The following is a 23588-nucleotide window of genomic DNA, read 5'->3' as shown; positions in this document are numbered from 1 at the left end:
GATTGATGCGTCTGACGCGTCTGACGGATTGGCGACCGGGGCGACGACCGGGGCTGCTGAGCCCTCCCGGGAGCTATCCGGGGCGGACTCCGGGGGGCGCATACGTGACCGTCGGGCGCCGATGTTCCCCGACGGCCCCGCGCCGGACCCGGCGGGTTCGCATCATGAGCGCCGCATCCGCTCGTTCCAGCCGCGCCGCAGCCGCGTGACCGCGGGCCAGGGCGACGCGCTGCGCCGCCTGTGGCCGCAGTGGGGGCTGGACATCGACGGGCTGCGCAAGCTGGACCTCGGAGAGCTCTTCGGCGACCCGGAACTGCCGGTGGTGCTGGAGATCGGGTTCGGCATGGGCGAGGCGACGGCGCGGATGGCGGCGGCCGACCCCGGCACGGGCATCCTGGCCTGCGATGTGCACACGCCGGGCCAGGGCAATCTGCTGAGCCTGGCGGAGCGGGCCGGGCTGGCCAATGTGCGGGTGGCCAATGGTGACGCGATCATCCTGCTGCGGGAGATGCTCCAGCCCGACGCGCTCGCGGGGATGCGGGTGTACTTCCCGGACCCGTGGCCGAAGAAGCGGCACCACAAGCGGCGGCTGATTCAGCCGGAGTTCCTGGCGCTGGCCGCGGCGCGGCTGGCTCCGGGAGCGGTGCTGCACTGCGCGACGGACTGGGAGCCGTACGCGGAGCAGATGCTGGAGGTGCTCGATGCCGATCCGCACTTCGAGAACGTACAGCCGGAGGGCGGTTTCGCGCCGCGCCCCGAGTTCCGGCCGCTGACGCGGTTCGAGGGCCAGGGCCTGGACAAGGGCCATGTGGTCCATGACCTGCTGTTCCGTCGCCGCTGAGGGCTGATGGCCCCGCTGGTGGCGTTGTCAGCATTGGCGGCGTTGCCAGCGTTGTCAGCGTTGGCGGCCATAATCCGACTATCTCCCACTCCCCCCTGGTTAGGGTCTTCGAGTGCCTGAGTCCCCGCCTCCCCGTCAGCCGACCGACCGCTCCGCCGCTGCTCAGCCCTGGGGACCGACCGCGCCCCGGGGCCCGGAGCCGATGGCCGGCCGGCCGACCGGGGACCAAGTTCAGCAGCCGGCTCAGTTCGCGGTGCCGGCGTACGAGCGGCGGCCGCGGTTCGAGGCGGTGCCGGCGCCGTCCGGCTGGCACTACAAGCCGCGCCGGGCGCTGTGGGAGAACAAGGCGCTGCGGGCCACGGCGCTGATCATGCTGCTCGCCCTGTCCGGTCTGGTGATCCTGGCGCTCGTACGCGAGCAGACGGGCACCGAGGGGTTCCTGGTGGGGCTCGGCCTGGCCGTGCTGCCCGTACCGCTGCTGGTGGCGGCGTTCCGCTGGATGGACCGGGTGGAGCCGAAACCCTGGCGTGACCTGGGCTTCGCATTCACCTGGGGGGCGTGCGCGGCGACGTTGGTCGCGCTGCTGGCGAATGGCTTCGCCACGAAGTGGCTGCTGAACACGGTGGACGCGGCGCAGCACGCCGACGCGAACACGTGGGGGGCGACGTTCGTGGCGCCGGTGGTGGAGGAGTCGGCGAAGGCGGCGGCGGTGCTGCTGCTGTTCCTGTTCCGCCGCCGGGATTTCAACGGCATCGTCGACGGGGTCGTCATAGCGGGCATCACGGCGACGGGCTTCGCGTTCACCGAGAACATCCTCTACCTGGGCAACGCCTTCGCCTCGGACCAGAACTTCGGGTACTCGGGCATGCAGTCGACCACGATGGCGACGTTCTTCATCCGCGTGCTGATGTCGCCGTTCGCGCACCCGCTCTTCACGTCGATGACGGGCATCGGCTTCGGCCTCGCTGCGACGTTCGCGCCGCGGCGCCGCGTCCCGCGGGTCGTGGTGCCGCTGGCGGCCCTGCTGACCGCGATGGTCCTGCACGGCGTCTGGAACGGCGCGTCGGCCCTGCCCGGCTTCGGCTTCCTCGTGGTCTACGGGCTCTTCATGGTCCCGGTCTTCGGCGTGCTGACCTGGCTGACCGTCTGGTCCCGCCAGAACGAGCTACGGACCATACGCACCCACCTGCCCGCCTACCAGGCCGCCGGCTGGCTCACCCCGCCCGAACCGATCGCCCTGTCCTCGATCCGCGCCCGCGGCATAGCCCGCCACCTGGCCCGCCGCACCGGCGGCCCCGAGGCGGCCCGCGCCGTGACGGAGTACATCTCCTTCGCCACGTCCCTGGCCTTCCTCCGCCAACGCGCCTACCGCGGCACCGCGGGCCCCGACTTCACCGCCCGAGAACAAGAACTCCTCCACCACCTCTGGCAACGCAAACCCATAGCCCAACCAGCCTTGACCCACGCCACCCCCCAGCCCCCGTGGCAACCGCAGTACGGCCCATACGGCCCGTACGAACCACCCGCCCCATACGGCCCGCAAGCCTCACACGCACCACAAGCCCCATACAGCCCGCAGCCCCCATACGGGACACATGCCCCCTACGGCGCGTATCCGCCACCTCCGGGACAACAACGCTGAGGTCCGTGCGCCTCCGACCTCATGGACCGTGACAGTGCCGGGTAGGACACTGGAGCGATGCGCAACGCACCCCCTTCCAGCCCCGACGTCTCGGCTCGGATGAGCCGGCAGACCAACCAGGACACGAGCGCCGAACGGGCGGTGCGGCAGCTCCTTCACGCCTCCGGGTACCGCTACCGGACTCACTATCCGGTGCCGGGCATGCGCAGACGCAAGATCGATATCGCGTTCACCCGCACACGACTCGCCGTCCTCATCGACGGCTGCTTCTGGCACGGCTGCCCGGAACACGCCACCAGCCCCAAGGCGAACGCGGAATGGTGGCGACAGAAGCTCGACCGCAACATCGAACGGGACCGGGAGACGAACGCACAGCTTCTGTCCGAGGGCTGGACAGTACTGCGCTTCTGGGAACACGAGTCGCCGGACGCCGTCATGCGCCAGGTGGTCGCGGCCGTCGACCGCGAGAAGGCAAGCAGAGAGAAACGACAGCAGGGGGGCGGGGGCCTATGAGCGGATTACGGTTCGTGGACTTGTGCGCGGGCGGGGGCGGCCTGGCCTCGGGCATCGAAGCCGCCGGCTTCCGGCCCGTACTGCTCCTGGGACAGTGCGCCGCCCCGAAGGTTCCGCCCCTGTGACGCCCCATCAGGATCGTGAATGCGGCCAGTATGAAGGGCTTGGAGTTCGACAGCGTTTTCGTTCCGGATTTGGACGCGTATACGGAGGACGCGACCAGCGTGCAAGCTCGGCTCCGCCTTCTTGTCCTGTGCACGCGTGCCCGGGAAGATCTGCACTTCGCTCACCGTGGGGCTCGTGAACCCGACATTCTGTCGGAAGTCCCCGATTCCTTGTTGACCCGTCACGGCAGTTGATGTTGCGGCACCGAGGGGCGCTGACGATGCCCCGCGCCCCCGCGCTCCAGGCATCACTCCGTTTCCACTCGGATGCCCCGGGGTGGAGCCGAACGGTGGCCGTTTTTTAGGGCCTCTGTGAGGGAGGTGATGAGGGCGGTTGGGGTGTGGCGGAGGGTGGTGGGGGTGGTGGTGAGGACGTGGATGGCGTGGGGGGTGAGGCGTTGGAGGCGGGTTGGGGGGTGGGTGGGGGAGGTGATGACGAGGGCTACGCCGGCGCGGGGCCAGTAGGCGTCGGGGCTGGCGATGAAGTGGCCGGTGGGGGTGTAGAGGTCCGGGTGCCACAAGGGGGGTGGGAGGGGGGACGCCGCGATCACCTTTCTCGCGTGGCCCATCGCCCAGGACGTCACGCCCGAGGTCAGTTCCTCCGCTGCCAGGGCGACCGTGGGGACGCGGTCCAGGCCGGCCGCGGAGAGTTCGTCGACCAGGTCGCCCGCCGTGCAGAAGTCGCGCTGGACCGTGGTGGTGAGGATGGCCCGCAGGGCGTTCGGGCGGCCGGTCCAGCGGGCGGCCGTGTCGGCCGCGGCGCGGGCCGCGCCGGTGATGGGCATGCTGTCGACCAGGAGGTGCCGGGCCGGCCAGCGGCGTGTCCGGATGACGCGGACGTACCCGGCGTCCACCACCCGGCGGTCATCCGGAATGAGCACCTCCACCGGCGCCAGCCGCGCCGCCTCGTGCCGCGTCGTGGAACCCGGCGCCATATGGAGCGCCGCCCGGCCCGTGAGCAGCGCCGACCTGCCCGAGAGCGGGGCGGCCGCCGCGCGCTGACCCGCCGCGTACAGGACCGCCGCCAGCAGGCGCTGGACCGTATCCGGCGCGCCGGAATGGAGCAGGTACACGCGCGGCAGCACGCGTTGCCACGGCCCGTTCTCGCGCGCTCTGTTCCAGATCGCCCCCTGGGAGACCCCCAGAGCGCGCAGTTGCGCATGTGTGGCGAGGCCGTGCTGGCGGCGGACCAGCCGGGCCAGTACCGCCCTGTCGTACGAGATCGGCGTAGGCATGGCCAGTTGCTGCCCAGCAGGAACGGTCCCTCCGCCTGGAATCCCCCCGCTTCACCCCGCTCCTCTTCGTACGCGCCGTCCTCGCGCTCACCCGTACGCGCCTCCCCGCGGTAATCCGCACCTCATCATCGGGTGGCTTCCTCCGCGACGCGCCATCCGCCCGCCGATACCATCCCCACCCGGCGTAGGGTCGAGGAAACGTTCGAGTTGGTTTGTCGTAGTAGATCGTCGTAGATCGTGGAGGTCGCGGGAATGGCTGGGGTTCCGACGTCTGTAGTGGCCGCTGGTGGGCTCGTCGGTGGGTACGGGGTGGCCCGGTGGACCAAGAAGCGGCCGCTGGGCGGGGCCGCGCTGGCCGCCGCCGGCGCCGTCGCCGCGCGGCAGTGGCAGCAGCGGTCCGGCACCGGCGCCGCCGCCGCGCTCACCGGGCTGTACGTGGCCGCCTTCGCCGGCTCGCACCCGCTCGCCAAGAAGGTCGGCGCCTGGCCCTCCGTCTTCGCCGTGGCCGGCGGCGTCGCCCTCGCCTCCTGGGCCGTCGAGCGGCGGGGATAGCCGAGCGGCGGGGGCGATCGAGCGGCGCGGATAGTCGAGCGGCGGGGGTAGTCGCGCCCCCGGGGCCGGGTGCCCCCGGGGCCGGGTGCCCCCGGGGCCGGGTGCCCCCGGGGCCGGGTGCCCCCGGGGAGCCCGGGGCCCTGGAGCCCAGGGCCCCTACGCCGACGCCTCCGTCAGCATGTCCACCTCATCCACCGTCAACTGGAGGTCCGCCGCCGCCAGCAGCGCCGGCAACTGTCCGGTGTTGCGCGCGCTCGCGATCGTGGCGGCCACCGTCGGCTGGGCGGCGAGCCAGGCCAGGGCCACCGTCGCCGGCTCGGCACCGTGCGCCCCCGCGACCTTGTCCAGCGCCTCCAGGACGCGCGGGCCGCGCTCGGTGCGCAGATACTCGGCGGCCTTCTCCGACCGCTCGCTGTCCACGGTCGTGCCCGGCCGGTACTTGCCGGTCAGGAAGCCCGACGCCAGCCCGTAGTACGGAACCGCCGCCAGCCCGTGGCGCGCGGCGGTCGCGGAGAGCGCCCCCTCGTACGTACCGCGCGAGACGAGGTTGTACGGCGGCTGGATCGCGACGTACTTGGCCAGCCGCTCCGCGTCGGAGAATGCCAGCGCCTCCGCCAGCCGCTCCGCCGTGATGTTGGAGGCGGCGATCTCCCGGACCTTGCCCTCCCGCACCAGGTCGTCGAGGGCCGTGATGAACTCCGACACCGGCACGGACGTGTCATCCCAGTGCGTGTAGTAGAGGTCGATGTAGTCGGTGCGCAGGCGGCGCAGCGACTCCTCGACGCCCGTCTTGATGGCGTCGGCGGTCAGGCCGCGCCGCTTCGGAACGCCCCCGCCGACCTTGGTGGCCAGGACGACGTCCGCGCGGTTGCCGCGCGTCGCGAACCAGTCGCCCAGGACGGTCTCGGACTCGCCGCCCGAGTTGCCGGGGACCCACGCGGAGTAGACGTCGGCGGTGTCGATGAAGTTGCCGCCCGCCTCCGTATAGGCGTCGAGTACGGCGAAGGACTCCGTCTCGTCGGCCGTCCAGCCGAAGACGTTGCCGCCGAGGCAGAGCGGGTGGACGGAGAGGTTTCCGATCTTCTTGCGCTTCTCAGCCATAGATCCATTTAACGCCTTGCACACGCGTCACAACGGGTCGTACGGACGCGTCCGTTCCGTTCAGGCCACCCGCCCGGCCACCGCGACGCCACCGCGACGCCACCGCCCCGCTTTGCCGCCGCCGCCGTTACGGCCGCAAGCCGTGCTCCCGCAGCCACGTCATCGGGTCCACCGGCGCCCCGCCGCCCGGCCGCACCTCCAGATGCAGATGCGGCCCCGTCACATTGCCGGTCGCCCCGACCCGCCCGATGACGTCGCCCGCCTTCACCTTTCCGGAGGTCACCGTGATCGACGACTGGTGGCAGAACCACAGCTCAGTGCCGTCGTCGAGGGTGAGCACCGTGCGATAGCCGTACGAGCCGGCCCACCCGGCATGCGTGATCGTGCCGCCCCGGACCGCCTTGATCGGCGTACCCGTCGGCGCCGCGAAGTCCTGCCCGGTGTGGTTGGCGGACCACATGTCGCCCGACTGGCCGAATCCGGCGGTAAGCGTGTACGAACCGACGGGCAGCGTGTACCCGGTGGCGGGCTTCGCCGATCGCCCCTCCCCCGCCGCGGCCCCCTTCTCGGCAGCGGCCGCCTCCTCGGCCTGCTTCGCCTCCTCGGCCTGCTTCGCCTGCTCCGCCTGTTTCGCCCGCTGCTCGGCCGCCACCTTCTCCTCGGACTCCGCAGCCTTCTCCTTGGCCTCCGCCTCGGTCGCGGCCTTCCGCTTCGCCGCCTCGTCGGCGGCCTCGGCCGCCGCCGCCTTGGCTACCGCCTCGTGCGACTCCTCAGCCGCGGCGGCCTGCTGATGCTCGGCCTGCTGAAGGATGCGGGCGCGCAGCGCCTCGCCCGCGTCGGCGGCGCCGTTCGCCGCGTCCTCCGCGGAGAGGCCGAGCCGCGACAGCGGCTGGTCCGCACCGTGCGCCTCAGTGCCCTCGACGGTCGCAGCAGCCTCAGTGGCCTCAGTGGCCCCGGTGTTCTCAGGGGCCTCCGAGCCGGAGTCGTCCGGCACCAGCGATCCGACGACCGGCAGCTTCCCCGGCAACTCGCCCACCTGGTCGGCCAGATGCGCCAGGTCGGGCATGGATATCGGAGGCGCCGGACGGTCCTCGGCGCTCGCCATCCCGCCTGCCCCGACCGCCGCTATGACGCCGACGCCGAGCACCGCTCCGCTACGGGCCATCGTGCCGCCGCGCTGCTTGCCGACCCGGTGCTTGCCCCGGGCCGGGCCGTCCGCGGAAGCGGCATCCGCAGCGTCGGCCCCCATGGCCTCCTCCGCGAAACCCGCGTCCAAGTCCCCGCCGAAGCCCGCCTCGAAGCCCACGGCAGCGCCCGCACCGGCCACCGGCCCGGCCACCGGCCCAACCACGTCCTCAGCACCGAAGCCCTCAGCACCGAAGGAAGGCCCGTACGAGGTAGGCACAGAAGGAGCAGCAGTAGCAGAAGGCCCGGAGGACACAGAGGGTACGAACGAAGGGTCGTACGGTGCGTCGTACGTCGGCGCGTCGTACGTCGGCTCGTCGAGGGCAGGCTTGTTGGACGCCACGGGGGCGCACTCCTTTCCTTCCTTCTCGCCTACCGGGTTAGCTGACGGGTTCGGAGCAGGAAGGTCTCCTACGGGCCCCTTCTCGCGAAGGCGTCCGACTCACCCCAAGGTTGGTGGTTCCCCGGTTCCCTGGTGCCTCGTGTTGCCGGTGCTGCCGATGGTGCTGGTGTACGTACGGTGTGGCCGGTGCTGCTGGTGCCTGCGGGATTCGGCGAAGGCGCACGGTGCCGCCTCTTGCGGCGGTTGTGACGACCGCGCTGCGTTATCGAACGTTAATAGAAGCGAGACCCGGATACCAAGCCGTTGCCCGTAATCCGCTCAGGCTTTGGCAAGGACTTTATGGACAGCCGTCGGCGAAAGCGGTCGAGTCGCCTCATCGGCCGAAACCCCCGCGCGACGATCGTGCGCCAGTCGTTATGCACAGGGATCAAGATCCACTACGCACCGTGTCCCCCGCGCCCGCCGGAATCCTCGTCCCGCCGGCCCGCATCCGGCCCCGGCGCCGACTCCGCTCCCGGCCCCGGCTCCGCCCTCTCTCCCGCTCCAGCCTCCCCCCGCCCGCACCGCCGAATCGCCAGCAGCGCCATATCGTCCGCCGTGCCCCCGCCCGTATGCCGCGCGACGTCCACGGAGAGGGCCTCCAGCAGCAGGTCCGGCCCGTCGAAGAGCCGCCCGTTCAGCCGGACTTGCGGGTCGTAGAACTCGCCCCGCTCGTCCCTGGCCTCGGTGACCCCGTCCGTGAACAGCAGCAGCGTCGCCCCCGCCGGAAAGTCCCATACGTCCACCCGGTCCGGCCATACGCCCAGGTCGCCCATGCCCAGCGGCAGCGCCGGGACCTCCGGCGCCGCCTCCACCGCCTTGCCGTCCGCGTACAGCAGCAGCGGCGGCGGGTGGCCGCGGTTGACGATGCGCAGCTCCGCGCCGTCCGGAACCGTCACGATCGCCTCCACGAGTACGGCCGTGGTGAACCCCTCGAACTGGTCCAGCCCCTCCCGGCGCGCCCCCTCCCGCTGCAACGCCCGCTCCAGCCGCGCCGCCAGCGCCTCCAGGGTGGGCTCCTGCTCCGCCGCCTCCCGGAACGCGCCGATCACCACGGCGACCGCCTCGACCGCCTCCAGGCCCTTGCCCCGGACGTCGCCGACGATGACGCGTACGCCGTGCGGGGTGTCCTGCACCGCGTACAGGTCGCCGCCGATACGGGCGTCCGCCTGGGCCGCCACATAGCGGGCCGCGATGAGCAGGTCCGAGCCGATACGGGCCGGGGGCGTCGGCAGCACGGCGCGCTGGGCCGCCTCCGCGATGCCGCGCGCGGACTCCAGTTGCTGGTCGCTGTGGCGCACGATGCGGTTGATGCCGAGCGCGAGGACGGCGACGGTCAGGACCGTGGCGGTCTTGGTCGCGGACTCGAACGAGTTCACCGCGCGGTGGTACGCGTTGGTCCCCGCCGCGGCGGCAACGGCCGCGAGGGCCGTGACGATCGTCCCGCGCCGCCCGTAGAGCGGGGCCGCGACCAGGGGGGCGGCCGAGAGGAAGGGGGCTCCGGTGTACTGCGGCGGGGTCAGGAGGTCGAAGAGGACCCCGATGACGATGAGCAGGGCGGGCGCCCAGCGGGCGAGGCAGTTCGCGGCCGCGCCGCGGCGCGAGCGCTCCTTCACCGGGCCCTTCGCCGGATTGTTCACCGGACCCTTCCCCGGTCCGTTCCCCGGGCCGTTCGCCGGTCCGTCGGCGGGCCGGTGCGGGGGTACGGGCGTGGGCGCGCCCGTGGGCTTCCCCCTGCGTGCCCTGCCTCCGGGACCTCGCTTCCCCACCGTTCTCTCCTGACCGGTCCGTCCCGCGCGGCGCCCCTTCCAGGCTTCCGGCGGACGCCGGTCCCGGCGACCGCTGTTCGTCCATTCGGGTGGCCGCCGCCCGCGCACGGCAAACGGGGCCGAGGACGGCGGACAGGGGTGAGGTACGGGCGTACGCGCAGGTGGGGGTGGTGAGGCGGGACCGCGCGAGCCCCAGCCTCAGCCCCTGTCGAACCTGCGGGCCATCAGACCACCAGGGCCTCAGACCGCCGGAGTCCTCCCGCGCCCGCGCCCCGAGCCGCCGTTCCCGCCGCCATTGCCGCCGCGGCCGCTGCCGCCCCGGCTACCCCGGCCACGGCCGCCGGAACGCGAGCCTGCGCCCGTACCCGAGCCCGGCCGGGAGCCGCGCGACTTCGGCTTGCCCTGGGGCTGCGGCGGGGCCGGCGGCGTGATGACGACCGGGACGCCGCTGGGCACACGGGCACCCGTGATCCGCGCCAGCTCGGCGTCCTCCGGCCCCACCTTCGCGACCTGCGGGGTGATCTTCGCCGTGACCATCATCCGGCTCATCTCGCGCCGCTGCTCCGGCAGGACGAGCGTGACGACGGTGCCGGACTCGCCGGCCCGCGCCGTGCGGCCGCCGCGGTGCAGATAGTCCTTGTGGTCGACGGGCGGGTCGACGTTCACGACGAGGTCGAGGCCGTCGATGTGGATGCCGCGGGCGGCGACGTTGGTGGCGATGAGCGCCGTGACCTGCTCCGTACGGAACTGGTCCAGCGTGCGGTTGCGCTGCGGCTGGCTCTTGCCGCCGTGCAGCGCCGCGGCCCGTACGCCGCTCGCCAGCAGCCGCTTGACCAGCCGGTCGGCGCCGCGCTTGGTGTCCACGAACATGATCACGCGGCCTTCGCGGGCGGCGATCCGGGTCACGGCGTCGCGCTTGTCGTCGTCCGAGACGTGCAGCAGGTGGTGCTCCATGGTGGAGACCGCGCCGACGGAGGCGTCGACGGAGTGCGTCACGGGGTCGCTCAGGAAGCGGCGTACGAGCCGGTCGACGTTGCGGTCCAGGGTCGCGGAGAACAGCATCCGCTGGCCGTCCGGGCGCACCTGGTCGAGGAGCCGGGTGACCTGCGGCAGGAAGCCCATGTCGGCCATCTGGTCGGCCTCGTCGAGCACCGTGATGGCCACGTCGCCGAGCGCGCAGTCGCCGCGCTGGATGAGGTCCGCGAGCCGGCCGGGCGTGGCGACCAGCACCTCGGCGCCGCGCGCGAGGCTGTTGGCCTGCCGACCGATCGACATGCCGCCGACCACCGTGGTCAGCCGCAGGTTGACGGCGGTGGCGTACGGCGTGAGCGCGTCCGTGACCTGCTGTGCGAGTTCGCGGGTGGGGACGAGTACGAGCGCCAGCGGGCGCCTGGACTCGGCGCGCCGGCTGGCGGTGCGGGCCAGCAGCGCGAGCCCGAAGGCGAGGGTCTTGCCGGAGCCCGTACGGCCGCGGCCCAGGACGTCCCGGCCGTGCAGGGCGTTGGGCAGCGTGGCGGCCTGGATCGGGAAGGGCTCGGTGACGCCCTCCCGGTCCAGCGTGGCGAGCAGGCCGGTGGGCATGTCCATCTCGGCGAAGGCCGCCACGGGCGGGAGCGCCGGGGTGGTGCTGACGGGCATGGCGAACTCGCCGCCCTCGGACGCGGCCGGCCGCCGGCTCGGCTGCCGGCCGCCGGAGGGACGACCGCCGCCGGAGGGCCTGTCGCCGGCCGGACGACCGCCGGAGGGACGGCCGCCGGAGGGACGGGTGCGGGGCGTGCGGGCGGGGCGTTCGGAACGTGTCATTCGAGAGGACCTTCCCTCAGTGGGGTGGCACGCCTCAGGAACGACTTCGCGTCGCAAGCCCGTACCGGGACGGACGGGCGCGGAAAAAGCCGGGGCGCGCGGGGAGAACTGGATGGTGGAGCGGTGATCAGGTGCGGGCGGACGGTGCGTTGGAGCAGCGATGGGGCCCGCACCCAGCGGTGCGGGCCCCATCGCGGTGGTGCAACGTCCGATCGAGCGATCAGGCGGCGACGATGTTCTCGGCCTGCAGGCCCTTCTGGCCCTGCGTGACGTCGAAGGTCACCTTCTGGCCCTCAAGCAGCTCGCGGAAGCCGGTGGAGGCGATGTTCGAGTAGTGGGCGAAGACGTCGGGGCCGCCGCCGTCCTGCTCGATGAAGCCGAAGCCCTTTTCCGAGTTGAACCACTTCACGGTGCCGGATGCCATGTCTATCTCCTTCAATGGGGTGGGCCCCACACCGGAATAGACCGGCGAAAAACAAAAATGCGCCTTCGGCTACATAACCGTCAGGCGCACACGAGTTCATGGGTACCACAACTGCAACTCGAACAACCATAGCACATCCGGGGCCCGGCTCGCACTACGAGCCGGGATCGGGACATTCGGATCAGAGTTCGACGCCCTTGGCGCGGGCGTGCCGGTCGGCGGCGACCTCGGCCTCCGCCTCGTCGAGATAGACCTCGCAGACCAGCCGGCCGCCCTCGGTCATGTTGTGCTCCAGCTCCCACAGGCTGACCTCGCCGCCGCCCTCCAGCAGGAAGGCGTGCTCGTAGAACCGGCACCAGGTCGTGTCCCGCCCGCAGCCGCGCCGCCGCGGCTTGGTGATCAGCGAGATGTGGTGCCCGCGGGCGTCCTGGAGCAGCTCGCGGACCACCTCGCCGGGGCCGTCCTCGTTCTCCGCGCGGCGCAGCAGCCGGCGCGCGTGGTCCGGGGAGTCCTCGGCCGCGTACTCCCGGCGGGGCTGCGTCGGGACCATGGCCAGCAACAGCTCCTCCGCGAGCCAGGGCGGCAGCTCCTCGGCCTCCGAGGCCGGGCCGCTGCCGCCGATCCACTCGTGCACCCGCCGCTCGGCCCGGTCCAGGGCCGCTTCCTCGGCGTAGAGCTCGTACAGATACCGCTCGTCGGGGCCGGCGTCGTGTTCCAGCTCGTACAGCAGCAGGCTGCTGCCGTCGGCGAGCAGGAAGATGTGCCGGTACGTGTTGCACCGCAGCGGCCGGGGCGGCTCGTTGCGCTGCCGGTACGAGCGGAGCTCGGCCTGGTGCATCAGCGCGGTGCCGATCCGCGCGAGCACCGGCTCGTCGATCTCGAACCCGTTCTGGGCGCGGGCCAGCAACCGCGACAACTGTGCCGCGGGCGTCCCGCACCCGCCGCCGCCCTCACCCACTCGCGAGCCCTCCATCAATCCGCACCTCCCGGCTGTCGCCGAACCCGCCCCGCGCACTTGGTACCGCGCACTTACCGTAGCGGCGCGAACACGCGGCACGGGCCGGATTCGGCCGAAGTGGCTCCGCATCCCCGTCGCTCCGGCCCCGCCTATGCACTGCTTACGCACGTCAGAAGGGGGCCGAGGGGCGCGTGGGGGCGTGTCTGCCGGATTCCGGGCGCTGCCGCCCGCCCAGCACGCGGGTCGTACGCTCCGCCGCGACGCGCGCCGCACCGTTCGTCATGGTTACGTGGCGCGCATGAGCAATGACCCGATTCGTACCCCGGATCTGACGGACCGGCCCTACCGCCTGACCGCCGAACGCGCCATGGAGGCGTCGCCCGAAACGCTCTACCGCGCCTGGACCGACCGGCTCGACACCTGGTTCGCGGCGCCCGGGTCGGTGCTGATGCCGGCGGTCGAGGTGAACACGCCGTTCTTCTTCGAGACGGAGTACCGGTTCCAGTCCGAGGAACCGGCGCGCCGCCACCCCCACTACGGCCGTTTCCTGCGGCTCAAGCGGCCCGAACTCGTCGAACTGACCTGGGTCACCGGCGCTGGCGGCACCGAGGGCGCCGAGACCGTCGTCACGGTCGAACTCGCCCCGCACGCCGGCGGCACCCATCTGCACCTCACCCACGCGGGCTTCCCGCACGACAAGGCGCGCGACCGCACGGCGGACGCCTGGCCGATGGTCCTGGAACAACTCGACCGCCAAACGGCCGCCTAGCGGGCCCGCGCGAACGCAGCCGCGCCCCGTGGCGTGAAGCCGTCGCTCCGGGCGGCGGCGGTCACGCTACGGCCGCCTCGGGCGTTCGGAGCTCCGTCCCCCGGCGGGACAGGGCGCGGACGTCGCCGAGCACCAGCGGGGCGGCGGCCACGGCGAGGACGATGACCGCGCCGAGGCCCAGCGCCGTGTGCAGCCCCACCGCCGCCATCGCCGGGCCGGCGAGGACGTAGCCGAGGGGCACCAGCACCAAGGGGCCCACGTTCGAGAAGGACAGGACACGGCTGAGCTGTTCCACGGGGATGTGCTCCTGCATCAGACCGGTCCAGGTCACCATCGCCGTATCCACCCCGACTCCGGCGATCAGCATGGCCAGGCACAGGGCCGCGAGTTGCCCGTGCGCGGCCATCACCGCCATCGGGAGCGCCATCGTCGCCATGCACCCGCAGACGAGTGGGCCGGCATGGCGCGGGCGCCATGCCATGGCCATCGCCGACCCGGCGGCCAGTCCGGCGGCGAGCGCGGTGGCCGCCAGGCCCCAGGGCCGCGGGCCGCCCAGCTCCTCGTTCGCGTAGACCGGTCCCAGGACCTGGGCGCCCGCCAGCCACAGCATCAGGGCGACGGCGTTCTGCAGGACCATCACCCACAGCCACCGTCGGCTCCTGAAGGCACGCCAGCCTTCGATCACATCGCTGACGACCTTGGTCCGTTCGCCGCCTTCCGTACGCAGCGGGGGCACGCCGGCCCGCGACAGCAGCAGCGCCGCGCCGAAGAAGCTCAGCGCGTCGCAGGCGATGGCCCAGCCGGGCCCGGCGAAGGCGACCACGATGCCGCCCACCGCGCGGCCCGCCATCTTCGAGGCGTTCTGCGGAAACCTGAGCAGGGCGTTGGCCTGCTGCCTCGCTTCCGGCTCGACGATCTGCGGGACGACGCTCTGCTGCGCGGGGACGAAGAAGCCGTTGGCGGCGCCGGTGACGAGCGCCAGCAGCGCCAGGTGCCATACCCGGGCGGTTCCGCTGAGCAGCAGGACCACGGCCGCCGACTGCGCCAGCCCGGAGACCAGGTGCGCGCTGACCATGACGCGTTCCGTCGAGGTCCGGTAGGCGGCCGCGCCGCCGACCACCGCCATCAGCGGCTGCGGGATCATCCGCGCGGCGAGCACCAGCCCCAGGCCGCCGGGCCCGCCGCCGACGGCGAACACCGCGAAGGCGAGGGCGACGACGGAGATGTCGGAGCCCAGTTGCGACAGCACCTGTCCCGCCCAGTACAGCCGGTACGGCCGGTTCCGCAGCAGCGCGAGCACGACGCGCCGACGCCCCCGCCCGCCACCGCCGCCGCGGTTTCTCCTCGCTCCGGCACCGAACAACGTCAACGCCAACAGCCTCCGCTCCGCCGTCCAATACGCCCAGCACACGGACCCACCACCGACGCGCTCCGCGTCAGTGTTCCGCGAGCAATCTCGCGAGGACCCCGGCGATGCGCTTCAGCGGGGCGGGCCTGGTCATTTCCAGGTGGGTGCAGTCCACGGGATATTCGGTGACCGGGCCGTGCACGAACGGCTGCCAGTTCTCCCCGCGACGGCCGTTCTGTTCGCCTTGGGTGGCGGAGAAATACGCCATGGGCCCGTTGAACCGCTCGCCGGGGACGTACTGCCGGGACAGCACATAATGACGCCGATGCGCCTCGAACATGTGCCGGAAGGTGTCCTGTCCCAAAAATCCGTACGGGCTCCCGGCGGCGGCCAGTTCACCCCTGAGGGCTTCGAGATCCAGTTCTCCGGCGTCCGGGGGCCGGTCGGTGGCGCCGGGCGACTCGGCCTCGTCGTCGAGTTCGCCGAGCATGACCAGGAAATACCGCTTGATGGCATTCTCCAGCACGAATCCGTCGGATTCGCCGTCGGCCGGGAACGCCCGGCGTTCCTTGGGGGGCGGCGCGCTGTCGAGCAGGGCGAGGGTTGCCACGTTCTCCCCGGCCCGCCGGAGCCGCACCGCCGCCTCGAAGGCGACGCGCCCGCCGAACGACCAGCCCAGGAGGTGGTACGGGCCGTGCGGCCGCACCTTCCTGATCTGCTGGACGTAGTCGTCCGCCATCTCGCCGACCGACCCGGGCAGCGCGCCGCCGCTCAGCGCCCGCGACTGCAGCGCGTAGAGCGGCCGGTCTCGCAGGTGGCGGAGCAGACCGGAATACCCCCAGCTCAGGCCGGTGCCGGGATGGACGCAGAACAGGGGCTGCGCCGTCCCGATCGTACGCAGCGGCAGGAGGACGTCGAGTGCGGCGCCGGCGTCGGCGGGGACCTCGCATCGGCCCGCCAGCGCGGCGACGGTGGGATTTTCGTAGACCGTGTCCAACGCGATGTCCACGCCGAGCGTTTCACGGATCGCCTCGACGAGGATCACGACGCTGAGCGAGTCCCCGCCGATGTCGAAGAAGTCGTCGTCGATGCCGACGCGATCCCGGTTCGCCGCCTCGGCGAACAGTGAGCACAGGGTGTGCTCCTGCGGGGTGCGGGGACTCCGGTACGAACTGCCCGCCGACTCGCGAGCGCGGACTGTGTCGGTCATCGCGCCGCCTCCGCCGGAATCTGGCCGTCGCGGTCCGCCGCGGCGGCGTCGGGAGCGAATCGCAGGACGCCTTTCAGCAGACAGCGCTCGCCGAAGAACGAGTTACGGCCGTGGAGCACGGGGCGGTTGTGCATGAACACGGCCTCTCCCGGCGCCAGCAGCACGGGCTCCGCCAGGCCGCCGTCGACGATCTGATGCTCACAGAACTCCGCGAAGCGGCGCGCCATCTCGATGACTTCGGGCGGATTCCCCGCGGAGACGCGGGTGCTGCTCCAGTTGAACGACGGGGTGCCCTGATCGTAGAAGAGAATCGTGGAAATCCGGCGCTTCCCGCCCTTCTCGAAGAGCACCTTCGTCGTCAGGAGCCGCTGGAACAACGCGGGGTCGAACGCCTCCAGGTAGTCGTATACGTCGGTCCCGTCGGCGACGACCGTCGCGCCGCCGAACCGCGCCTGCCGCACGCAGTAGAAGAAGAAGATGTCGAACTCGACATCCGTGTACGCCCCGTCGATGTGCAGCGGCATCCGCGTATTGCCGTAGCGGTACAGGGACTGGTCGACCGCGGCGGGGTCGTACCGGATGTCCAGCCAGCCGTCGGATTCCAGCGAGGCCGTTTCCGCGTCCTCGTTCTTGAAGTGGAAGTCGCCGAGCCGCGAGGCCAGCCGATGGTAGAAGCGCCCGTGATCGACCTCTTCGGGCACTCCGCGCACCGTGACCACTTTGGCGCGGCTCAGCGCCGAGGCCACGTCCTCCGCGCACTGTTCCGCGCTCCGGTACCGCACCGTGGAGGAGAATTCGGTGAATCGCGGCGATGACTGCCCCGCTTTCATGGAGACACCTTCCCTCGGCGCGTCGGGCGGCGGCCGTCGGTGATCTGGATCCGGTGGATCTCGCGGCGCCGGCCCGGATAGTCGTTGAGTGCCTTGTGCTGGACACAGCGGTTGTCGAGGACGGCCACGGTCCCGCGCGTCCAGCGGATGCGGGCGGTGAATTCGTCGCGTACGACATGGTCCGCGAGGTAGTCGATCAGCGAGTGCGCCTCGTCGGCCGGGAGGCCGGCCAGCCCCGACATGTGGCAGGCGCTGACGTAGAGCCCCGGCAGTCCGGTTTCCGGGTGGGTACGGACGAGGGGGTGCCGGAATTCCTGATCGGCGCGCTTCCTGTCCGCCACCCGTTTCACGTCTCCCAGTTCCAGGCCGGCCCCGGCGCTGCCGTGCACCCTGGTCGCCGTGAAGATCCCGTCCATATCCCGGATGCGGTCCTTCACCTCCTGCGGAAGGGCCTCGTACGCGGCGCGCATATCGGCGACGAGGGTGTCGCCGCCCCCTTCGGGGATATCGATGCCCATGATCACCGTATGTGACGGCGGAATCTCGTGATAGGGGGAATCGGTGTGCCAGACGCCGCCGAAGTTTCCTTTGCTGGACGGCTCCTTGATGATGCGCAGAATCTCCGGAACGCCCTCCATCGGCTCCCCGAAGGGGTAGGGCGTGACGTCCCCGAAGCGCCGCGCGAATTCCAGGAACCGCGTGGGGGCGAGATGCGCCTGGCCCCTGACGCACAGCACGCGCCTCTCGCGCAGGATGCCGGCGAGAGCCGCGAATCCGGTGTCGTCGAGTGCGGCGAGGTCCACACCGGTGATCTCCGCGCCGAACGCGCCGTTCATGGCGGTCACGCGAAGCCCCGCCGACCGCGCCGCGTCTCCGGCTACGGGCCCCGCTGCGGCGCCCGTGCCGGCTACGGGCCCGGGGCCGGGCTCCGCGGGCCCCGCCGACCGCGCGGCGGCCGCGGCAGGGGGCGTACTCATCGCGTGCGTCACGGCGCGCCCCCCGCCGGGACAGCGGCGTCGCTCGCGGGGACAGCGGCGTCGCTCGCCGCGACCGAACGCTCGCCGTCAACCGGCCCGGGTGTGGTCGTGCGGTCCCAGTCGAGGGCGACGCCGCACTGCCGCGGCTTGGGCCGCTCCGCGGCGGCCAGCACGTCGGCGTGCAGGGGCACGGACTCGTTCCAGAGCGACGCGAGGAACTCGGGGTCGTTCTTCGACAGGTAGGGGCTCCGCAACCCCCTGTACCGCGCCGGGACGCAGGTCAGGGTCGGCACGCGCAGATCGGCGTACATCCGGCCGCTCCACAGGTCCCTGGTGTCCGCCGTGGGGCGGCAGGCGTCGAGGTCGATGGCGTCGAGGACCGGGGAGCCCGGCACGAAGCGCAGGCTGTTCTCCCCCATCGGGAAGTCCCGCTCGCGGAAATACTCCACGATGCGGTCCTGCCTGCGGGCCAGTGCCGCGTCGCGGAACGCGGCCGTCATGATGGTCGGCACGGCCACCCCGCCCAGGCCGCGGTACTGCTCGGCCGCCGTCATCCTCATCCGCAGTTGCGGTCTGCTGTCGAAGGCGCTGACGGAGATGCGCAATTCCGCGCCGAGACCGGCCAGGGCCGCGGCGTCGTCGTCGGACAGCGCCTTGAACATCTTGGTGATGAAGACCGTGTGGTGGCCCGATTCGCGGATCAGCTCGGTCAGCCGTACGGCCTTCGGCCAGTCCCATGAGGCGTCGCTGTTCCAGCCGTTGCGGAGATAGCCCTGGCCGGCCGGGATCGCCGCCAGGTCGGCGCGGAACACCTCCTCGTCCAGCACATTGGGCACCCGGGTCCCGAAGTCGTACCCGGACTCGAAGGCCCCCTTGGCGGCGAAGCAACTGCCGTAGCAGACCTGCGCGGCCGGCAGGCAGCCCAGCATGAGGTCGGTGGTGAGCGAATCGAAGGGCAGCCCGCCCGCGCGGCCCGCCCGGATGCGGCCCCCTTCCGGAATCTTCAGCGAGGCCCCCTTGCCGTAGGGCTGGTACGCGCCCGCCGCCAGCCGCCGCAGCCGCTGCGCCGCCTCGTCGCTCCCCTCCGTGAGCTCCGCCAGTCTCCCGGCCACCGTCTCGGCGCTCGCGGCGGTCATACGTCGCTCCTGGCGTCGGCGGCCGACGGCGTGCCGACGAACGTCCGCCGCGCCCGCTTCATCTCACGGTGGACGCTGCGCAGTTGTCCGCAGCCCCCGCCCACGTCCACACCCGCGCTCACGCAGATGCTCACATCGAACCCGGCGGCGTCCAGGCCGTCGCGGAAGTGCTCGTACCGGGCGGACGGCGACGGGATCAGGCCGGCGTCCGGCACCTCGTTCCACGACTTGAGCTTGACCGAGAACACGTCGCGGTCCAGGAGCGCCACCAGCCGGTCCAGGTCGGCGTCGGTGTCGTTGACGCCGTCGAACAGCAGGTAGTTCATGATGACCGGGACCCCGGAGGCCAGCCGGTACTCCCGGGCGGCGGCCACCACGTCCTCCAGTGAGTACGTCTTGTTCGTCGGGATCAGCCGGGTGCGCACCTCGTTGGTCGTGGCGTGCAGGGAGACGCTCAGCAGGCTGATCGGCATGCTGGGCAGCCGGCGCATCTGGGGGACGATGCCGGAGGTCGTCACCGTCACCTGCTCGGTGAGCCCGTCCGCCAGCAGCCGGATCGCGGCATCCCGCAGATTGTCGAAGTTGAGCAGCGGTTCGCCCATGCCGGCCACGACGACCTTGGTGAACCTGCCGCCCGGCACCCCGTCGGGCAGGTCGGCGGCGGTCAGCGCCACCTGGTCGTAGATCTCCTGGCTGGTGAGATCGCCGAGGTTGCGCTGCTTCCCGGTCTCGCAGAAGACGCACCCGACGTTGCAGCCGGCCTCCGTGGAGATGCAGGTGTGCGGTTCGTCGCCGAGCTGGTAATAGATGCTCTCGACGGTGCTCCCGGAACTGGGGACCTGCCACAGGTACTTGACGCTGCCATCGGCCGACGTCTTCTTTTCAGCGATTTTCATGCGCTTCCGCTCTCCTCGATTTCCGTCATGCGGCACCGGCTCCGCGTCTCCGCCGGACCATTTACCATTACGCGGGGGCCGACACACCCACGACTTCTCCGGCGGGCACCGAGAAATAATCCTGAGGGGCGAAAATCTTCGTCCCTTTCAGCCAGCGCATTCCCTCGAAATCCTCCCGTCGGTGGAGAACTTGAGCGTTGTCGTAGACGACGAAGTCGCCCATCCGCCATTCGTGGGCGTAGATGTTCTGCTCGCTCAGGCAGTACCGCAGCAGTTCGGCCTTCAGCAGGTCGTCTGCTCCGTCGGCTCCGTCGGCTCCCGCGAACTCGCCGGCTTCTTCGCCGGGCGCGCCGATGAACCGTTCCGTGTTCTCGCTGACGTAGACGTACTCGCCCTCCCCCCGGGGAGAGGTCAGGAGCACGGGGTGCGACACCTCGACGTGCTCCACGTTGTCGTGCGTGGGCGCCGGCCGCCGGGTGGACCACAGCGGGCGGATCCGCTCGACGAGGTCGGCCGGGAGGGCGAGCCGGTCCACGGCCGTCGTGGCGAAGCTCGTCGCGCCGCCGCGCGTCGGCGGGACCAGGCAGTACAGCGAGGCCAAGGTGGCCGGGTCGCGGCGGAATTCCTGGTCGGAATGCCAGTAGTCCGTGTGATTGTCGGCCACGCCGATCGGTTTTCCCGACGCGTCCTGGAATCCGGTGAGGTAACTGACGAAACGGGTGGAGGGCGCGTGCGACCAGGTGCGCGCCGGCTCTTCCAGCCGCCCGTCGCCGATTTGTCTGCTCACGCGCTCCAGCGCGTCGTCGTCCAGCACTTGGTCCCGGAACACCAGGACTCCGGACCGCGCCAGTTCGACGCGGATCACATGAAGGGATTCGGCGTCGAGGGAACGTACATCGAACCCGGTGATCTCACGACCGAACCGAGGGTGAAGGGTATTCAGTTCCATGATCATCCTAGATTTTCCGCGAGGCGATCCAGGGGGCACGTTGCGTGACGATGCAAGCACAGTAGGTAGCGACGCCGGGAGAGGGGGCCCCGCATACGACGCCAATTGGTGGAAAACCTTCCGCGGAAGCACGGAAACCGTCAGGAAGCAGCAAGAAACAGAACGCTCGCGCCCGGAGATGACCGCCTCCGGGCCCGGCTGCGGGAGTGCGTCTCTCACGCACGAGCGCGCCGCTCACGCACGAGCAGAAACGCGACAGCGCCCCGGCCGACCCGAGAGCCGGCGGGGCGCTGTCGCGCGGGCCGGAGGAGGTCTCCCCGACCGGTGAACGGTGGGCCATCAGGGGCTCGAACCCTGAACCAATGGATTAAAAGTCCACTGCTCTGCCAATTGAGCTAATGGCCCGCACCCCGCAGCATAGCCCGGCGACGCGCCGAGTCCCGAGTCGTATCCCCGCGAGCCGGTGCGGGGAGCCCGTCACGGACGGTTCGCGCGGGGTTCGCGGGCGGGCCGTGGCGGGGCAACGCGCAGGGCCCGTACGGCACTTGGGTGTCGTACGGGCCCTGGCGGTCAGCCGGTCATGTCAGATGTCAGCCGTTGCGCTTCCAGCGCGGCTTGTCGTCGCGGCGGCCGAAGGAGCCGGTGCTGGTGGCGCCGCGGTGGCCGGAGGTGCGGCCCTGGGGGCGGTCGCCGCCGGAGCGGTAGCCGCCGCCCGAGGAGGGGCGCTCGTCGCGGCGGTCGCGGTTGTACGGACGGTCGCCGCCGGAGCGGAAGCCGCCGGACGGGCGGTCGTCGCGACGGTAGCCGCCGGAGGACGGACGGTCGTCACGGCCGAAGGAACGGCCCGGACGATCCCGGTCCCCACCACGGTTGAAACCACCCGAGCGCTCATCACGGCGCTCGTACGAACGGCCGCCACGGTCGTCCCGGCGGTCACTGGAACGGAAACCACCCGACGACGGACGGTCGTCACGACCGAAGGAACGGCCCGGACGATCCCGGTCCCCACCACGGTTGAAACCACCCGAGCGCTCGTCACGGCGCTCGTACGAACGGCCGCCACGGTCGTCCCGACGGTCACCGGAACGGAAACCACCCGACGACGGACGCTCGTCACGACCGAAGGAACGGCCCGGACGATCCCGGTCCCCACCACGGTTGAAACCACCCGAGCGCTCATCACGGCGCTCGTACGAACGGTCGTAGGAACGCCCACCCCGGTCATCGCGGCGGTCGTCCCGCCGGTCGTCACGGCGGTCGTCACGGCGCTCGAAGTTGCCCCGCTCGTCGCGGCGCTCGTGCGCCTGGGCGGGCACCGACGCGGCGGCGGCCTGCTCCTGGGCCTTCTCGGTGGCGGCGGCCTCGGCGGCGGCGGCGACGGCCGCCTCCGGGTCCTCGCCGCGCTCGCGGGCGGAGCGCGCCAGCAGCCGGTCCGCCTCCTCGCGCAACTCGGCCGCCCGGCGCTGCACCCGCTCAAGCTGCCGGCCGAGGTCCTGGGCCTCGCGCTCGGCCTGCTTGGCGGCGTTGTTCGCGGAGTCCGCCTGCACCTCGGTCAGCGAGCGGGCGCCGGTGATCTGGGCGACCTCGTCGTCGAACGCGCCGGCGCCGCCGACGATGTGGCGCGAGGCGTCCACGCCCGCGTCCTCCATCAGCCGGAAGATCTGCTTGCGCTGGTGCGGCAGGGCGAGCGAGACGACGGTGCCGGACTGGCCCGCGCGGGCCGTACGGCCGGAGCGGTGCAGGTAGTCCTTGTGGTCGCCGGCCGGGTCGACGTTGAGCACCAGGTCGATGCCGTCGACGTGGATGCCGCGGGCGGCGACGTCGGTGGCGACGAGGACGTTGACGTAACCGTCCTTGAAGTCCGCCAGCGTCCGGGTGCGCGCGCCCTGCGTCATGCCGCCGTGCAGCGCGTCCGCGCGCACGCCGGACTCGATGAGCTGCTCCGCGATGCGGTCCGCGCCGAGCTGGGTCCGCACGAAGATGATCGTGCGGCCCTTGCGGGCGGCGATGGCGGCGGTGACCGGCGCCTTGTCCTTCGGCTTCACGACGAGCACGTGGTGGCTCATGGTGGTGACGGCGCCCTGGGCGGCGTCGACCTCGTGGCTGACCGGGTCGGTCAGGTACCGCTTGACCAGGGTGCCGATCTCGTTCTCCATCGTGGCGGAGAACAGCATCCGCTGGCCGTCGCTGGGCACCAGGTCGAGCAGCTCGGTGACCTCGGGCAGGAAGCCCAGGTCGGACATCTGGTCGGCCTCGTCGAGTACGGCCACCTCGACCTTGTCGAGGGAGGCGGCGCCGCGGTTGATGATGTCCCGCAGCCGGCCGGGGGTGGCGACGAGGATATCGACGCCGCGCTCCAGGGCGTAGATCTGGTTGCCCATCGAGGTGCCGCCGCAGACGACCTTCATCTTGAGGCCGAGCACGTCGCCGTACGGCTGGAGCGCGTCGGCGACCTGCATGGCCAGCTCGCGGGTCGGGGTGAGGATCAGGCCGCGGGGGCGCTTCTTCTCGGTGTGGCCGCCGGCGAGCTGGGTCAGCAGCGGCAGGCCGAAGGAGAGGGTCTTGCCGGAGCCCGTACGGCCGCGGCCGAGGATGTCCTTGCCGGACAGGGCGTCCGGGATGGTCGCGGCCTGGATCGGGAACGGCGTGGTGACGCCGTTCTGCGCGAGCTTGCGGACGATGTGCTCGTTGAGTCCGAGGTCGGCGAAGGTGACGGCCGGCTCGCCGGCGCCGCCCTCGGAGCCGGAGGCGTCCGCTGTGTCGTCGGCGAGCTGGGGGTTCTCGGTGATGTCAGCGGTCTCGACGCCGTTGGCCACGGCGCTGTCAACACTCTCGGTGTTCACTGCGGTGTCGACGGTGTCGGCGGAGACGGCTGTGCTGGAAATGGACATGCGAAATGCGAAA

Annotated in this window: 21 protein-coding genes, 1 tRNA gene and 1 riboswitch; of the genes, 6 read left to right on the top strand and 16 right to left on the bottom strand. The window is 71.6% G+C overall.

Annotation, left to right across the window (positions count from 1 at the left end):
• Positions 1-121: 121 nt before the first annotated feature.
• The 4 genes from trmB (at position 122) to IF55_RS41285 (ending at position 3121) form a co-directional block, all read left to right on the top strand.
• The gene (gene trmB, locus IF55_RS33195) at positions 122-841 is read left to right on the top strand and encodes a tRNA (guanosine(46)-N7)-methyltransferase TrmB (RefSeq protein WP_078645670.1); all 720 of its coding nucleotides are present in this window, start codon (positions 122-124) and stop codon (positions 839-841) included.
• Between the two features lie 202 nt (positions 842-1043).
• A complete protein-coding gene (locus IF55_RS33190; RefSeq protein ID WP_048832972.1) occupies positions 1044-2483 on the top strand; it encodes a PrsW family intramembrane metalloprotease in 1440 nt (479 codons plus the stop codon).
• Positions 2484-2540: 57 nt separating this feature from the next.
• A complete protein-coding gene (locus tag IF55_RS33185; protein ID WP_030888851.1) occupies positions 2541-2996 on the top strand; it encodes a very short patch repair endonuclease in 456 nt (151 codons plus the stop codon).
• Positions 2993-3121: a hypothetical protein gene (locus IF55_RS41285; RefSeq protein ID WP_281181161.1), complete on the top strand. Its 129-nt coding sequence runs from the start codon at positions 2993-2995 to the stop codon at positions 3119-3121. The genes IF55_RS33185 and IF55_RS41285 overlap by 4 nt, the downstream gene beginning before the upstream one ends.
• Before the next feature lie 287 nt (positions 3122-3408).
• On the opposite strand, the gene IF55_RS33175 is transcribed toward IF55_RS41285, so the two are convergent.
• Positions 3409-4395 (bottom strand): type IV toxin-antitoxin system AbiEi family antitoxin domain-containing protein, encoded by a 987-nt coding sequence (locus IF55_RS33175; protein WP_048832971.1) that lies wholly within the window; start codon positions 4393-4395, stop codon positions 3409-3411.
• 252 nt (positions 4396-4647) lie between these two features.
• Here IF55_RS33175 and IF55_RS33170 point away from each other — a divergent pair, with 252 nt between their 5' ends.
• Positions 4648-4947 (top strand): hypothetical protein, encoded by a 300-nt coding sequence (locus IF55_RS33170; RefSeq protein WP_030888862.1) that lies wholly within the window; start codon positions 4648-4650, stop codon positions 4945-4947.
• Positions 4948-5103: 156 nt separating this feature from the next.
• Here the strand turns inward: IF55_RS33170 and IF55_RS33165 are convergent, their stop codons facing one another.
• The 6 genes from IF55_RS33165 to IF55_RS33140 form a co-directional block, all read right to left on the bottom strand.
• On the bottom strand, positions 5104-6048 hold the full coding sequence (locus IF55_RS33165) for an aldo/keto reductase (protein ID WP_030888865.1): 945 nt from the start codon (positions 6046-6048) through the stop codon (positions 5104-5106).
• A gap of 127 nt (positions 6049-6175) precedes the next feature.
• Entirely contained in the window at positions 6176-7387 is a 1212-nt protein-coding gene (locus IF55_RS33160) for a M23 family metallopeptidase (RefSeq protein ID WP_398245537.1), read from the bottom strand.
• Positions 7388-7588: 201 nt separating this feature from the next.
• A riboswitch (cyclic di-AMP (ydaO/yuaA leader) is annotated at positions 7589-7737 on the bottom strand.
• Between the two features lie 276 nt (positions 7738-8013).
• Complete coding sequence (locus IF55_RS33155) at positions 8014-9255, bottom strand: PP2C family protein-serine/threonine phosphatase (protein ID WP_063764083.1); 1242 nt, start codon at positions 9253-9255, stop codon at positions 8014-8016.
• 369 nt (positions 9256-9624) lie between these two features.
• Positions 9625-11187, bottom strand: coding sequence for a DEAD/DEAH box helicase (locus IF55_RS33150; RefSeq protein ID WP_030888874.1), 1563 nt, complete (start codon positions 11185-11187; stop codon positions 9625-9627).
• A gap of 220 nt (positions 11188-11407) precedes the next feature.
• The gene (locus tag IF55_RS33145) at positions 11408-11611 is read right to left on the bottom strand and encodes a cold-shock protein (RefSeq protein ID WP_030888878.1); all 204 of its coding nucleotides are present in this window, start codon (positions 11609-11611) and stop codon (positions 11408-11410) included.
• 181 nt (positions 11612-11792) lie between these two features.
• Positions 11793-12584: a DUF6227 family protein gene (locus tag IF55_RS33140; protein ID WP_030888881.1), complete on the bottom strand. Its 792-nt coding sequence runs from the start codon at positions 12582-12584 to the stop codon at positions 11793-11795.
• A 283-nt stretch (positions 12585-12867) separates the two neighbouring features.
• On the opposite strand from IF55_RS33140, the gene IF55_RS33135 reads away from it, so the two are divergent.
• Positions 12868-13338 (top strand): SRPBCC family protein, encoded by a 471-nt coding sequence (locus IF55_RS33135; protein ID WP_030888884.1) that lies wholly within the window; start codon positions 12868-12870, stop codon positions 13336-13338.
• Positions 13339-13399: 61 nt separating this feature from the next.
• Here the strand turns inward: IF55_RS33135 and IF55_RS33130 are convergent, their stop codons facing one another.
• From IF55_RS33130 to IF55_RS33090, 9 genes are all read right to left on the bottom strand, one after another.
• Positions 13400-14707 (bottom strand): MFS transporter, encoded by a 1308-nt coding sequence (locus IF55_RS33130; protein ID WP_157854520.1) that lies wholly within the window; start codon positions 14705-14707, stop codon positions 13400-13402.
• A gap of 67 nt (positions 14708-14774) precedes the next feature.
• Positions 14775-15896, bottom strand: a complete 1122-nt coding sequence (locus IF55_RS33125; protein ID WP_030888889.1) for an alpha/beta fold hydrolase — start codon at positions 15894-15896, stop codon at positions 14775-14777.
• Positions 15893-16726: a TauD/TfdA family dioxygenase gene (locus IF55_RS33120; RefSeq protein ID WP_030888890.1), complete on the bottom strand. Its 834-nt coding sequence runs from the start codon at positions 16724-16726 to the stop codon at positions 15893-15895. Before IF55_RS33120 ends, IF55_RS33125 begins: the two co-directional genes overlap by 4 nt.
• Positions 16723-17562 (bottom strand): TauD/TfdA dioxygenase family protein, encoded by an 840-nt coding sequence (locus IF55_RS33115; protein WP_030888892.1) that lies wholly within the window; start codon positions 17560-17562, stop codon positions 16723-16725. The genes IF55_RS33120 and IF55_RS33115 overlap by 4 nt, the downstream gene beginning before the upstream one ends.
• A 149-nt stretch (positions 17563-17711) precedes the next feature.
• Positions 17712-18839 (bottom strand): hypothetical protein, encoded by a 1128-nt coding sequence (locus tag IF55_RS33110; protein WP_051776222.1) that lies wholly within the window; start codon positions 18837-18839, stop codon positions 17712-17714.
• Entirely contained in the window at positions 18836-19735 is a 900-nt protein-coding gene (locus IF55_RS33105) for a radical SAM protein (RefSeq protein WP_030888896.1), read from the bottom strand. The genes IF55_RS33110 and IF55_RS33105 overlap by 4 nt, the downstream gene beginning before the upstream one ends.
• A 67-nt stretch (positions 19736-19802) precedes the next feature.
• Positions 19803-20684, bottom strand: a complete 882-nt coding sequence (locus IF55_RS33100; protein WP_157854522.1) for a TauD/TfdA dioxygenase family protein — start codon at positions 20682-20684, stop codon at positions 19803-19805.
• A gap of 332 nt (positions 20685-21016) precedes the next feature.
• A tRNA-Lys gene (locus tag IF55_RS33095) sits at positions 21017-21089 on the bottom strand.
• A 185-nt stretch (positions 21090-21274) separates the two neighbouring features.
• Entirely contained in the window at positions 21275-23575 is a 2301-nt protein-coding gene (locus IF55_RS33090; RefSeq protein ID WP_030888902.1) for a DEAD/DEAH box helicase, read from the bottom strand.
• Positions 23576-23588 lie beyond the last annotated feature (13 nt).

Origin of the sequence: Streptomyces varsoviensis (assembly GCF_000718635.1) — a bacterium.
Classification (GTDB): Bacteria; Actinomycetota; Actinomycetes; order Streptomycetales; family Streptomycetaceae; genus Streptomyces; species Streptomyces varsoviensis.
This window is presented reverse-complemented; position numbering and strand designations above follow the sequence as displayed.

Coding starts and splice junctions, on each gene's coding strand:
- trmB (WP_078645670.1), top strand. CDS start 122: ATGTTCCCCGACGGCCCCGCGCCGGACCCGGCGGGTTCGCATCATGAG.
- IF55_RS33190 (WP_048832972.1), top strand. CDS start 1,044: ATGGCCGGCCGGCCGACCGGGGACCAAGTTCAGCAGCCGGCTCAGTTC.
- IF55_RS33185 (WP_030888851.1), top strand. CDS start 2,541: ATGCGCAACGCACCCCCTTCCAGCCCCGACGTCTCGGCTCGGATGAGC.
- IF55_RS41285 (WP_281181161.1), top strand. CDS start 2,993: ATGAGCGGATTACGGTTCGTGGACTTGTGCGCGGGCGGGGGCGGCCTG.
- IF55_RS33175 (WP_048832971.1), bottom strand. CDS start 4,395: ATGCCTACGCCGATCTCGTACGACAGGGCGGTACTGGCCCGGCTGGTC.
- IF55_RS33170 (WP_030888862.1), top strand. CDS start 4,648: ATGGCTGGGGTTCCGACGTCTGTAGTGGCCGCTGGTGGGCTCGTCGGT.
- IF55_RS33165 (WP_030888865.1), bottom strand. CDS start 6,048: ATGGCTGAGAAGCGCAAGAAGATCGGAAACCTCTCCGTCCACCCGCTC.
- IF55_RS33150 (WP_030888874.1), bottom strand. CDS start 11,187: ATGACACGTTCCGAACGCCCCGCCCGCACGCCCCGCACCCGTCCCTCC.
- IF55_RS33145 (WP_030888878.1), bottom strand. CDS start 11,611: ATGGCATCCGGCACCGTGAAGTGGTTCAACTCGGAAAAGGGCTTCGGC.
- IF55_RS33140 (WP_030888881.1), bottom strand. CDS start 12,584: ATGGAGGGCTCGCGAGTGGGTGAGGGCGGCGGCGGGTGCGGGACGCCC.
- IF55_RS33135 (WP_030888884.1), top strand. CDS start 12,868: ATGAGCAATGACCCGATTCGTACCCCGGATCTGACGGACCGGCCCTAC.
- IF55_RS33125 (WP_030888889.1), bottom strand. CDS start 15,896: ATGACCGACACAGTCCGCGCTCGCGAGTCGGCGGGCAGTTCGTACCGG.
- IF55_RS33120 (WP_030888890.1), bottom strand. CDS start 16,726: ATGAAAGCGGGGCAGTCATCGCCGCGATTCACCGAATTCTCCTCCACG.
- IF55_RS33115 (WP_030888892.1), bottom strand. CDS start 17,562: ATGAACGGCGCGTTCGGCGCGGAGATCACCGGTGTGGACCTCGCCGCA.
- IF55_RS33110 (WP_051776222.1), bottom strand. CDS start 18,839: ATGACCGCCGCGAGCGCCGAGACGGTGGCCGGGAGACTGGCGGAGCTC.
- IF55_RS33105 (WP_030888896.1), bottom strand. CDS start 19,735: ATGAAAATCGCTGAAAAGAAGACGTCGGCCGATGGCAGCGTCAAGTAC.
- IF55_RS33100 (WP_157854522.1), bottom strand. CDS start 20,684: ATGGAACTGAATACCCTTCACCCTCGGTTCGGTCGTGAGATCACCGGG.
- IF55_RS33090 (WP_030888902.1), bottom strand. CDS start 23,575: ATGTCCATTTCCAGCACAGCCGTCTCCGCCGACACCGTCGACACCGCA.